13 protein-coding genes are annotated in these 12291 nt (G+C 56.4%); 10 read left to right on the top strand and 3 right to left on the bottom strand.

The features are described from left to right. Positions 1-24 precede the first annotated feature (24 nt). The gene (locus FKN99_RS10870; protein WP_172117863.1) at positions 25-1116 is read right to left on the bottom strand and encodes an ABC transporter ATP-binding protein; all 1092 of its coding nucleotides are present in this window, start codon (positions 1114-1116) and stop codon (positions 25-27) included. A 74-nt stretch (positions 1117-1190) separates the two neighbouring features. Continuing rightward, positions 1191-2078 carry a LysR family transcriptional regulator ArgP gene (locus FKN99_RS10865; RefSeq protein ID WP_172117862.1) on the bottom strand — a complete coding sequence of 296 codons (888 nt, stop codon included), beginning with the start codon at positions 2076-2078 and terminating at the stop codon, positions 1191-1193. Positions 2079-2196: 118 nt separating this feature from the next. On the opposite strand from FKN99_RS10865, the gene FKN99_RS10860 reads away from it, so the two are divergent. The 10 genes from FKN99_RS10860 (at position 2197) to FKN99_RS10820 (ending at position 10369) form a co-directional block, all read left to right on the top strand. Beyond that, positions 2197-2799, top strand: a complete 603-nt coding sequence (locus FKN99_RS10860; RefSeq protein ID WP_172117861.1) for a LysE/ArgO family amino acid transporter — start codon at positions 2197-2199, stop codon at positions 2797-2799. Positions 2800-3001: 202 nt separating this feature from the next. Beyond that, entirely contained in the window at positions 3002-3493 is a 492-nt protein-coding gene (locus FKN99_RS10855; RefSeq protein WP_172117860.1) for a YciE/YciF ferroxidase family protein, read from the top strand. A 304-nt stretch (positions 3494-3797) separates the two neighbouring features. Continuing rightward, positions 3798-3953: a hemin uptake protein HemP gene (gene hemP / locus FKN99_RS10850; RefSeq protein WP_253927028.1), complete on the top strand. Its 156-nt coding sequence runs from the start codon at positions 3798-3800 to the stop codon at positions 3951-3953. A 121-nt stretch (positions 3954-4074) separates the two neighbouring features. After that, positions 4075-6069 (top strand): TonB-dependent receptor domain-containing protein, encoded by a 1995-nt coding sequence (locus tag FKN99_RS10845; protein ID WP_172117858.1) that lies wholly within the window; start codon positions 4075-4077, stop codon positions 6067-6069. Between the two features lie 32 nt (positions 6070-6101). After that, on the top strand, positions 6102-6773 hold the full coding sequence (locus tag FKN99_RS17920; RefSeq protein ID WP_253927027.1) for a ChuX/HutX family heme-like substrate-binding protein: 672 nt from the start codon (positions 6102-6104) through the stop codon (positions 6771-6773). Continuing rightward, positions 6701-7165: a ChuX/HutX family heme-like substrate-binding protein gene (locus FKN99_RS17915; protein ID WP_253927026.1), complete on the top strand. Its 465-nt coding sequence runs from the start codon at positions 6701-6703 to the stop codon at positions 7163-7165. Before FKN99_RS17920 ends, FKN99_RS17915 begins: the two co-directional genes overlap by 73 nt. Beyond that, positions 7162-8031, top strand: a complete 870-nt coding sequence (locus tag FKN99_RS10835; protein ID WP_172117857.1) for a heme/hemin ABC transporter substrate-binding protein — start codon at positions 7162-7164, stop codon at positions 8029-8031. The genes FKN99_RS17915 and FKN99_RS10835 overlap by 4 nt, the downstream gene beginning before the upstream one ends. Positions 8032-8072: 41 nt before the next feature. Beyond that, on the top strand, positions 8073-9065 hold the full coding sequence (locus FKN99_RS10830; RefSeq protein ID WP_172117856.1) for a FecCD family ABC transporter permease: 993 nt from the start codon (positions 8073-8075) through the stop codon (positions 9063-9065). Continuing rightward, positions 9059-9820, top strand: a complete 762-nt coding sequence (locus FKN99_RS10825; RefSeq protein WP_172117855.1) for an ATP-binding cassette domain-containing protein — start codon at positions 9059-9061, stop codon at positions 9818-9820. The genes FKN99_RS10830 and FKN99_RS10825 overlap by 7 nt, the downstream gene beginning before the upstream one ends. Positions 9821-9946: 126 nt before the next feature. Next, positions 9947-10369: a YbaN family protein gene (locus FKN99_RS10820; RefSeq protein WP_172117854.1), complete on the top strand. Its 423-nt coding sequence runs from the start codon at positions 9947-9949 to the stop codon at positions 10367-10369. Positions 10370-10473: 104 nt separating this feature from the next. On the opposite strand, the gene FKN99_RS10815 is transcribed toward FKN99_RS10820, so the two are convergent. Next, positions 10474-12195 (bottom strand): purine-cytosine permease family protein, encoded by a 1722-nt coding sequence (locus tag FKN99_RS10815; RefSeq protein ID WP_172117853.1) that lies wholly within the window; start codon positions 12193-12195, stop codon positions 10474-10476. Between the last annotated feature and the right edge of the window lie 96 nt (positions 12196-12291).

The raw sequence follows: 12291 nt of genomic DNA, 5'->3' as shown, positions 1-12291 counted from the left end.
ATTCCTTATAGTGGGATAAATGTGTTAGCAAAGCTCCGCAGCATGCAGAGGGGAACAGGAAAGCGCCTCGCCAGTGGGTAGCCAGGCGCGTAGTGATGCGACGTCTACCGTCAGGCCAACGGATTCCGGTGGCGCCAGCGTGCCATGTACGCGCAGTTTTATATGGGTATGTTGATTAAGCGACAGCGTTAGTGCGGTGTGGTCGCCCTGAAACAGCCGACCTTTTACCTTGGCAATCACGTCAGCCTGAGTTGGCGACGTCAGTGTAAGTGCCCGACGAGGTAGCAGAAGGCGTGCCGGGCCGGTGTAATCACGGTGAGCCATGACGCGTAACGTTTGGCCAGCAACATGAAATCCATCTGCATCGAAGTGTCCATCAAGCACCGCACCGGCATCGATAAACGCGGCAATCGAGGGGGTAGCGGGCGCTTGATAAAGTGCTTCCGGGGAGGCCACCTGTTGCAAACACCCCGCTTGCAACACTGCCACCTCATCAGCCAAGGCAAAGGCTTCGTGCTGGTCGTGGGTGACAAACACGGCCGTCAGGGCGAGCTCTTCAATCAGGGCTCGGATTTCCAGCGCCAGATTGTCGCGAAGCCCTTTATCCAGATTGGAGAGCGGCTCATCCATTAGCAAAAGCCTGGGCTTGGCCACGATGGCGCGTGCCAGCGCAACGCGCTGCTGCTGCCCGCCGGAGAGCGACCCCGGCTGGCGGTCGGCATAGTCGCCAAGGCCGACCAGCGACAGCGCCCAGGCTACCTGTTCTTCGCGCGCTTTGGGGTTAACGCCTTGCATTTCCAAAGGAAACGCTACATTTTGCGCCACGCTCATATGCGGCCAGAGTGCATAATCCTGAAAGACCATGCCGAGCTTTCGATCGTTGGGGCTCAAATGACGCTGAGGCTGAGCCACAAGCTGCCCATTCAGGGAAATATGCCCGCTATCGATGCCGGTTAGCCCAGCGATACAGCGCAGTAATGTCGTTTTACCACAGCCGGAGGGACCTAGTAGGGCCAGCACTTTGCCGCTCGATAGGTGAAGGTCGATACCATCCAGCGCTTTTTTATCACCAAACGATTTATGCAAACCTTCAATAGCAAGCGCAGGAATGGGCATAGGGTTAGCACCGTCATCAAAGGAAACTATCCTAACCAAAAATGATGACAGTCGTTTGACAGCGGCAATGACCGTTAAAGCGGCACCAATGCCTCTTTTGCTTCACGGCAAAGGTGCTGCGTTAACTCGGTTAGCAGGCGGCCCCCGCTGCGCCAATAGTGCCAGTAAAGAGGCACATCAATAGCGCGCCCCGGCATCAACTCCACCAGCGTGCCTTTAATCAATTCATCTCGCACTTGAAGCTCTGGCACCATCCCCCAGCCAAGCCCGCTTTCCATTAGTCGTACAAAGCCCTCTGAAGAGGGGCATAGGTGATAATCAAACCCTCCCGTTGCGCCAAGTTCCGCCAAAAAACGATGCTGTAGCTGATCATCGGTTCCAAACACGATTGCCGGTGCGCGGGCCAACGCCTGGGCATTGATGCCTTCTGCCAAGTAGCGGTGGACAAAGGCCGGGCTTGCCACGGCAAGATAAGGCATGGCACCTAACGCTACGCTGTTGGCACCCGCAACCGGACGCTCGGCAGCACAGACACATCCTGCTACTTCACCAGCACGCATGCGCTTTAGTCCTACCTCTTGGTCCTCCACCACCAGCTCCAGCAACACGTTCTGGTTGGCACAAAAATCCCCCACCGCTGATGCCCACCACGTCGCCAGGCTATCGGCATTAATTGCCAAGCGCAGGCGTTCCGGTACGGCCTCGCTTAATACCGGCACCTGCCCCTTTAAGTCGCGTTCAAGTAAGCGCACCTGCTGCACATGGTTAAGCAGTTGGCGTCCTACCTCGGTGGGCGCAGGCGGTGTGGCACGCACCAGAACGGGCTGACCAATACGCGCTTCAAGCAGTTTGATCCGCTGGGAGATAGCTGACTGCGATAACCCCAGCACCTGCGCGCCTCGCTCAAAACCACCCTGCTCTATGACGGCGGCCAACGCCGCCAATAATTTGTAATCCAGCAATCACTTTTCCTAATGAGACATCAGCATTATTCGTTTTTCTTATACAGGTAATCTCCGCACACTGGCCAGCGATATTCACTGCAATATTCATAACGCACTTCATAACAGGAAAGAGAGCATGTGGCAGAGTTACAGCAATGGCCTGCTGGTTGGGATGGGGTTAATCATGGCGATTGGCGCTCAAAATGCGTTTGTGCTTTCGCAAAGCCTGCGCCGCGAACATCATATTCCGGTCGCTCTGCTGTGCATTGTTTGCGATGCCGTGCTGGTGACTGCTGGCGTGTTTGGTTTGGCGAACCTGCTGGCTCAGAACCCCCTTCTATTGGCCATTGCTCGCTGGGGCGGGACTGCGTTTCTGCTTTGGTACGCAAGCCAGGCACTACGCCGTGCCTGGCGCCCTAACGCGCTTGAGGCAGGCGGTACGCCGCCACGCTCTCTTACTGCGGTCATACTGGCGACACTCGCGGTAACACTGCTCAACCCGCATGTTTATATTGATACCGTATTGCTGATCGGCTCACTCGGTGCTCAGCAATCTATTCCCGGCGCCTATGCCATGGGGGCTGCCAGTGGCTCAGCACTCTGGTTTACTGCCCTGGCACTAGGCGCTGCCTGGCTGGCGCCTTGGCTATCACGCCCCTTTACTTGGCGGCTAATCGATATTGGGGTTGCGATGATGATGTTGACGATTGCCATCCAACTGATGATGGGTGGGTTGTAACCCATCCATAGTATGAGAGTTTTAAACTTTTAACGTAGATTAATACCACTTTCTAAAATAAAACGTTTCACCACGCGCCCACTGACATTCAATTTAAAGCTTAACTTTTATAAACACTTGAGTGCCTAAATCCCTGCTAGCTTTAAATGGCTTCCGTCTTTCATTACGGACAATGCTGTATTAACCGAGAAGGAGCCGACTGATGGTTATTAAAAATGCCAAGGAACTTTTCATTCATCTGCTTTCCGATACGAACAGTGCTGAAAAGCAGATCACCAAGGCGCTACCCAAGATGGCCCGCGCAGCTGACGACCCTCAATTAGCCGACGCTTTCAAACACCATCTTGAAGAAACCCAAGGCCAGTTGGAGCGGCTTGAGAAGGTCGCGGATAGCCTGCCGGATATCCGTATCAAGCGAATCAAGTGCCACGCGATGGAAGGCTTGATTGATGAAGGCCAGGAACTCATTGAAGCCACAGAGAAAGGCCCTGTACGAGATGCAGGCTTAATTGGCGCCGCGCAAAAAGTAGAGCATTACGAGATTGCGACGTATGGCACTCTTTGCGCCCTTGCCGAGCAGTTAGGCTATACAGACGCTAAAAACATCCTGGCCGAAACACTTAAAGAAGAGAAATCGACAGACGACAAGCTAAGCAAACTGGCAGAAGCCAACGTTAACAAAAAAGCGGGTTAACGGCTGCTTGGCAAACGGGTCTCAATAGCTGGCTCACACCCATTATTACGACTATCAGATATTATTCGTAGCAGGGGGAGCCAGCTATTAACGGAACTGCCCTGATGCTATTGATCGCCTATTGTGGGCGTATTACGTCGTAACGGCTCGCTCACATTCTCTCCTCACGATTCCCATTTTGATCTCTGCCTGCCCTGGTTTGGCCTTAGCCAACCGATATCCGATGCTTGAGTTAACGCAAACAGGCTGATATCTTATCGATAATAACTATCATTAGCATAGGGAATTTCATCTCATGTGCGGCATGGAAAAAAGTACCTCGCGGGAGAAAACACCGCCACCACGTGAAGTGGAAAGTCGAGAGTTACTGGGGTCAGAAGGTCAATTGGTGATTCATCACGAAAACCGGCGCTATCTGCTACGTTTTACCAAAAGCGGAAAACTTATTTTAACGGCTTAACAACTGACCGTTACGACCCCTTAGCATTTGCTATTAATACGTCCCAAGCTTAATGCCAGCCAGGTAGCCGACGCACCCAGCCAGCACCTATTACCTTCTTATTGTTGGAATGGTCTGGCCCATGAAACGCGCTTACTCGCTTTGCCCGCTTTATCTTACGTTTTGCCCTCTATTGGTAGCACCTGCCTTGGCGCAACCAGAGATTGAGCCTCACTCCTTTGATCCTGTCACTGTCACCGGTACACGAGTGCCCACGGATCTTTCCCGTGCCCCACTCATCATCGATATTATTGAGCGTGATGATGCGGTGTTGGCCACCGCGAGCCGAGTGGAAGACGTACTAAGCCGTCAGCCTGGCCTACACGTTGCAGGACAAGGGCGCCGCAACGGCCAAACGCTGAGCCTGCGTGGCTTTGGCCGCGAGGGCGTACTGGTCCGCCTGGATGGTGTTCGGCAAGATATTTCCACGGGTCATATCGGTAACTTTTTCCTTGATCCCGCCTTGATTCAACATGTCCAGATTGCCCGCGGAGCGCTCTCTAGCCTTTACGGTAGTAACGCGATGGGCGGTGTGGTTAGTTTTAACAGCGTAGATGCCGAGGACCTACTTGCGCCCGACGAGGAAAGCGGTGTACGGCTTTCTGTCGGTGGCGCAAGCGCCAGTGACGAGTTACGTGGCAGCCTTACCGCTTTTGGTCGTCGTGATACGTCAAATGGCCGAGTCGATGGTCTTCTCTCAATAGGCCGTAGCAAGTCCGGTGATATTCGTCGCGCCGGTGGCGAGATGGCCGATGAAGATGCCTCGCTCAACAGCCTGTTGCTAAAAGGTGGCTGGCAGCCAGATGACGATCAGCGGGTATTTGTTAGCTGGCAACATTACGACGAGCACACCACCCAACCCGCTAATCCGCAACAGCGTTCTACAGATGCCAGCAACCCACTGCGCGACCGCGACGTTCAGAGCAACAATGTGCAGCTCGGCCACCGCTGGCAGCCAGGTGCGGCTACCGAGATCACCTCACGACTCACCTTTAGCCAGCAAGATATTGATGAGCCAAGGGCCAGCCGCACTCTGGAGCGTGCGGGGCTGCAAAGCGACGGCTATCACCGAATGGAGCATGGCTGGCTTTCTCAAACGCTGGTATTTGGTGCTGAACTGGAGCAGGCCCGCCAACGTCCTGAAGGCGATGCGAATGGTTTCCCACGTGCCAACATTGATACGCAAGCAGCCTACCTGGATACAACGCTCACCGCCGGCCGTTACCTGACGGAGGGCGGCGCGGGAGCATTCGACATTGGATTAGGCGCCCGCTATGACCGTTACGATGCCACCGGCCAAGGCGAGGCCAACAGCGTACATGACCAGATTTCCCCACGTTTTCGCGTTGCCTGGCGGCCCGACGACGCATTGATGCTATTTACCGGATACGCCGAGGCTTTCCGCGCTCCGAGTCTTTCTGAGCTATATGCTAATGAACGCCACTTTGCGGGGTTCTGTGCCGGGCCGTTCTTCTGTACGCCCGACAACTACTGGATACCCAACCCGGACCTTGTCCCTGAAACCAGTCATACCTGGGAGAGCGGCGTGGTTTGGCATCAGGGAGATTGGCAAGTGCGTGCCAGCTACTTTGATACCCGTGCCAATGACTTTATCGATACTCAGGTCGATATTATGGCAGGCACCACTCAAGCCGTGAACGTTCAGCGCGCCCAGCTGTGGGGCTATGATGCCCGCGTTTTCTGGCAGCCCAGCGCTTTTTCTTTCCTTACCAGTTTTGCAGGCCTTTCCGAAGTCTCCGGCAAAGACCGCGACACCGGCGCGCCGCTAGGCAATCAAACACCGCTGGAAGCGACCTTAGGCAGTGATATTGCACTGTACAACGGTAATGTGCGCCTGGGCTGGCAAGGTCGGTTTGCCCGTGATTTCGACAAACAGGGCGATGACGAGCGCTTGCCAGGCTACGGGCTACACGATGTACACCTGGCCTGGCGCCTTACCCCCGCCATTGATACCTCGCTACGCCTGGCCAACTTGGGCGATAAAGTGTGGTACCGCCCCGATGGCAGCTTAGGCGATGGGCGCAGCCTGTTCGCCACCCTCAACTGGCAGTGGTAATGCCACACCATGCACCCGATGGAGGTGAGCTCATGACGCAATCCCAACAAATCGCTATTCTGGAAGCCTTTGATGCTGCGCGTGAAGCACAGCCGCGCCTGCCCGCTATTGATATTGCCGAGCGCTTGGCCATTAGCGAAGGCGAGTTACAGGCGGCTCGCCTGGGGCGTGATGTATGGACACTGCCCCTGCCACCCAGTGAGATCGCAAGCTATCTGCCCACGCTTGGCCGCGTAAAATCACTGACCCGCTCGCGCCTGGCCGTTCTTGAACAAACCGGGGGCTATCCTGAATTGCGCGGCGGAGCCCAAACGGGACTACTGCTCGACCCCGGCGGTTTGGATCTTCGCTTGCTGTATTCCCACTGGCACTGGGTGTGCCTGATTCGCGATGCCATGCCTTCACAAGATGGCTCGGAGGAGTGGCGCTGGAGCCTGCAAATATTTAACCAGCATGGCTGCGCCGTGCACAAATGCTTTGCGCTGGAAACACCGCTTCCCAGCGCCTGGGACGCGTTAGCAGCACTCGGCACCCAGGACACTCCGGCATTCACCCAGAGTGCACCACGCCTTAAACGCCCGCTTCCCAACGCCCCCGACCTTGCGAGCGAATGGGGAGCGAATGGGGAGCGATGCAGGACGTACATCAATTCTTCGCTCTGCTGCAGCGCCATCGCCTGGAGCGTATTGAGGCCAACCAACTGATGGAGGGCCACTATACCCGGGCGCTACCGGCTAACATACTGGAAAACCTGCTCCATCAGGCAAGCCAACACGCCTTGCCGCTCATGCTGTTTGTCGCCAGCCCCGGCTGCGTGCAAATCCGCACGGGGACGCTGCCCATGCCCCAGCGCGCACGGGGTTGGCTGAACCTGTTTGGCGATAGCTTTACCCTGCACCTGGACGACACCGCTATTGATCAGGTATGGCAAGTGTCTAAACCCAATCGTGGTGGAGGCGTCACCAGCATTGAAGCGTTTGACGCACAAGGCGCATTAGTCCTGCAAATATATGCCGAGCGCCGCGAGGGCAATCCCGAATCCAGCGCCTGGCGGCAGCTATTGAATGAGCTTAATCAGCGTGAGGCCGTGGCATGAAGCAGCCTGTTCGACTGCTCTCCGGCGTTTTGCTTGCGCTGCTGTTCAGCCTGGAAACGAGCGCCAGCGAACGCTGGGTTGTGCTGGGCGGCGATATTGCTGAAACGCTTTCGGCCTTGAAGGCTGACATTAACCTGGTCGCCCGTGACGATACGGTTCTCTATCCTGAGACCCTGACAGCGCTGCCCTCTGTGGGTTATTTACGCCAGCTCTCGGCCGAAAGCGTACTGTCGGTTCAGCCTGACCGTATCCTTGCCAATCAGCATGCCGGCCCTAAAGAAGTGCTTGAACAGCTGGACGCTGTCGGCGTTACGCTGGATGTAGTTAGCGCACCCGCGACGCTAGCGGCCATTGCTGAAAAGGTTCGCGCGGTGGGTAGCTACACTGACCGGCATGAACAAGCCAACGCTTTAGCGCAAACCTTGACTGACAAGCTTGAATACCTGGCCGACTTGCCCCCCTTACCTTCAACCCGGGCGATGTTTATTCTCCAGCATAGCGGCTTAACGCCGCGCGCCGCTGGTCGCCAAACTGCGGCGCATACGGCACTTGAAGCCGTCGGGCTGGAAAACGCCTTTGCAGCGATGGAGGGCTACCACAGTGTTGGCGCCGAGGCGTTGGTGCGCGAGGTGCCTGAGCTGATCATTATGTCAGCGCGCGGTTTAGACGCCATGGGCGGCCCAACGGCCTTATGGCAATTACCCGGTATGGCACTTACTCCGGCAGGCCAAGCGCAGCGGTTAATCGTTATCGATGATCAGGCACTGCTGGGCTTTGGGCCACGGGCGCCCGACCTGCTGTTAGCCTTACGCCAGGATGTTGAAGCGCTGCTCAACGCCTCGCCCACAGCACTGGCTGCGCCGTAATGGTCAGCTTAACGGCTTATCGTCAGCGTACGATGCGACCGATGGGGCGCGCTCCACGAGTCCTTATCGGCTTAACGCTTGCGCTGTTACTTGCCTTGGCGTGGGGCGCGGCGTCGGGCGCATTAGGGCTCTCCCCATGGGCACTGCTAAACGGCAATGCCGATACGCTCAGCACACAGGTTTGGTGGCAGCTGCGCTTACCGCGCTTGCTGCTGGGGGTTGTCGTAGGCGCCATGCTTGCGGGCAGCGGCGCTGCCATGCAGGGGCTATTTCGTAATCCCTTGGCCGACCCAACGCTGCTCGGCCTTGCCAGCGGTGCTGGGCTATTTGTGGCGCTATGGATCGTTATTTTTCAGGATAGCGCCGTCAACAGCCTTTACGGCCAGTTTGCTGCTGGCTTTTTGGGCGCGCTGAGCGTATGTGTCATCGTGTTTGGCTTGGCCAAACGTCAGGGTGGGAGTGCCGCCGTTATGACCCTGCTGCTAGCGGGCCTGGCGATTAACACTCTGGCCGGCGCTGCGGGTGGCGTCCTTGCGTTTATCGCCAGCGATGAACAGCTGCGCCAACTGAGCCTGTGGGGCATGGGCACGCTAACCCATGCCTTATGGCGAACCACCGCTATCGCCTTGGTACTGATTAGCCTGGCACTGTGGATGCTAATGCGCAGTGCCAGCGAGCTTGACCTGCTTCAGCTAGGCGAAACCACGGCCCATGCGGCGGGGCTGGACGCCAACCGCCTCAAACGCCGCATTGTCGTGGCCACCTCACTTGGCGTCGGGCTTTGCGTAGCGCTCACCGGTGTCATTGGCTTTCTTGGCCTGCTGGTTCCCCACTGCCTACGGCTTTGGCTAGGGCCCGGACACAGGTTACTCCTGCCTGCCTCAATGCTGGGCGGGGCGCTGCTGTTAGTGGTCGCCGATACCCTGGCACGTACGCTAGGTGCACCTGCCGAGATCCCGGTCGGGCTGCTAACAAGCCTTTTGGGCGGGCCCTACTTCCTGTATCTGCTTATGCGCCGGAGCCCGTCATGCTGACTCTGCATCAAGCGGGGCTAACCTCAACTCCCGCACTAGCGCCTATGAATGGTGAGATCCATCCAGGCGAACTGCTCGCGATTGTAGGGCCTAATGGCGCAGGCAAGAGCACGCTGCTCAGCATGCTGTCAGGCTATCGCCGCTGCGAACAGGGCACCGTACAGCTAGATGGTCGCTTGCTTGATGAGTGGGAGATCACCGCGCTCGCCAGCCGACGTGCGCTTGTCGCTCAGCAGGAGCCTGTCGGCTTCGATTGGCGAGTGGAAGAATTGGTGTGTCTGGGGAGCAACCCCGATAAAGCACTCATCGCCGAACTGCTCGATGACCTGGACCTCGTCCCGCTCGCCAAGCGCAGCGTGCTCTCGCTTTCGGGCGGCGAGCGCCAGCGAGTGATGATCGCCCGCGGCGCCTGCCAACTGCTCTCGCGGCGCTCGGACGCTGCCAGGGATGGCGGCCTACTTCTGCTGGATGAACCTACCAGCGCCTTGGATATCGGCCAGCAGCAGCGACTAATGCGTCAACTACGCACCTGGGCCACACGGCATCATATGGCCATCGTATGCGTCCTACATGACCTGAACCTGGCCGGCACTTACGCCGACTACGTTTGGTTACTGCAAAAGGGACAGCGTATAGCGCATGGTAAACCACATGACGTTCTCGTCCCCGCCAGCATTGCTGATGTGTACGAGGCAGAACTCCAGGCACTCACGAGCCAGACGACCTCTACCCCGCTACTGGCACTAATGCGTTAATGCGCGCTTGAAGAGCGTTAACCCGTTCTTAATACGGCGTAGTATGCTTAGCGTATCCACCTATTAGTGGGTCATCGCCTGACCTGGCGCATCGCCAAGCCCTGTTATCCATGAGAAACTGGATAAATGAACGAGAAACCACCCGTAAGCTCACCGCCAAAGCGCCCATCAAAAGAGCCCCTAACGCTAGTACGCGCCTTATGGGTAGGCCTTGCTGCGCTGAGTTTTGGGATTGGTGTTATCGGTATCTTCCTGCCCTTGCTGCCCACGACCGAGTTTATGCTGGGCGCCATATATTGCGCTTCCAAAGGCTCACCACGCTTTGAAGCGTGGATCCGTTCGCGGCGTTATGTTGGGCCTTTGATTAAAAACTGGGAGCGTGAGCGCGCTATTTCCAGACGCGCTAAATACATCGCGGTAAGCAGTATTTTTGCCAGCGCAATGATCCTGCTCTGGCATTTAGGCGAAGGCTGGTTACGCTGGGCTATCGTTGCGCTGCTGGCGTGCATCGCCTGCTGGCTCGCGACGCGACCTGAACCAACCAATTGAGCTTAGGGTTGGTACGAAAAGTCACTAAGCAAGCCATTCGATGCACAACTGTTCAAACGCAAACCGGCTCCTCTGGGAGCCGATTTTTTAATTAGCCATCGGTACTACGCACTACGCGGCGACCGCCGATTTTTCATCCACAGTGTAGCGGCCACAAAGTAGATGATCGTAGGTACGATAATCAACAGCTGGAATGTACTCAGGTAAGCGGATGAATCCATTCCCTGAAACCATGCCCAACCGGCGCTCCCAACGATCACCAGCAGACATCCCAGCGCCGTAAAGTACCATGGGTCGCGGCGGTGTACCGGCAGGTGCATGGGCACATCGTCACCCTCGTGGTCAGGCGGATTCAGCGGGCCATACGCCTCCTGATAAAAATCGACACCCTGTTCACTGGAAGCACCGTGGAGACGACACAGTAAAGGATAGGCGAAAAAACTTGAGAACCAGACCGGGATAAACAGCGTAAAGAGATGCAGCGAGCCCTCAGCTAGGCAGGCCATACCCACGGCAATACCCACCCCCCAGGCAATGAAGGCAGGCCGATTACCAGCAAGCCCCTGGTGCTCACGCCAGAACGGGCGGATATTCATGCTCGGCAGCAAGAAGTGCTCGGCGGCGATAATCGCGCCCACCGGTGCCATCAGCATAATGAAGTAGGAAAGCACGTTCAGCCACTGCGTAAACACGAAGGGAAAACAGGCAATAATGGTGGTAGCAACGCCCGTGATCGCCGTGACGCGGATACGCGAATGTTTAGGAAAAACGGACTGAAAAGCGAGGCCCGCTCGATACAGGCATGGGATGGAAGTCGTCCAACCAGCAATCACCACGGCGATCAGGCCCATGGCGCCCAACACGCGGAAGGCCACGCCACCAGGATCCATCTCGGTAAGCTGTGAGCCTGCCAGCAGTGCTGCCGTGGCGCCCATCAACCCAGCACACACCCATGCCATATAGTGGCCAATATACATACCTGCCGCGGAAAAATAGCCATAGGACGACTTACGTGCAAAACGCATGATGGTCATATCGCTCATTCCCAAGTGCTGAGGCAGGTTAGCCCCCCACGCCCAGGCCGCAATAATCCATACCGAAATACCGGGGCCTCCGCCGGGAGTGACGCCTGTCCATACAAACGTATCCACAACGCCAGAGAGCGAGGTAATACCCTCCAACTCGCCCATATTAAGTAGGATCGGTACGGTAACAACCCCGCTGACCAGAAACATCGTTGCCATCCAGGGAGCACAGACGGTTGAGAAGTTAGCAATTAGCTTGAAGCCCTTGGTAGTCAACCACACGGTGATCGCGCCTACAAACAGCACCAGTGCTACAAAGCTTATGCTCTGCGGGTACCAGGCGGTCTGCGGCGGTATATCGGTAACGACTCGGAAGGCCGAGGCGGAAACAGTAATCATCGCCCCCGATATCACCGCAAAGACAATGCCATTCAATAAGTTATAAACAAGTGAGAAGCGCTTTCCCGCGAGCCTTTCCAGATACCAATAGATGGTCATGCGCGAACGAACAGCGACCGGACTGCATATCCAGGCCCAGGAAAGCACCGCAAAGAGGTTACCAATCAGCAATCCCCATAAAAGGTCGCTGGTGCTGACACCCAATGCCACTAACGAGGCCCCAATCACAAACTCGGTCCCCGCAACGTGCTCGCCGGCAAAGGAGCCTAAAAAGTACTTGCCGCTAAGCTGGTGGCTGTCAGGAATGCGCTGGTGTTCGAACTCTCCAGTCCGAGATGTTTCTTTTATGGGGGTCGCGCTAACGCTACCCGTAGACGGTAACGCTGACGTATGAGTGCTCATGCGCATCTCCTATTGTTGTTGGGCTATAAGCACTGAAAGTTTGAGGAAAATAAACTATCAGATAACATGGAATTTATATTCTATATTTTTTAATAT

The organism is Halomonas hibernica (assembly GCF_013183775.1).
Lineage (GTDB): Bacteria > Pseudomonadota > Gammaproteobacteria > Pseudomonadales > Halomonadaceae > Vreelandella > Vreelandella citrativorans.
This window is presented reverse-complemented; position numbering and strand designations above follow the sequence as displayed.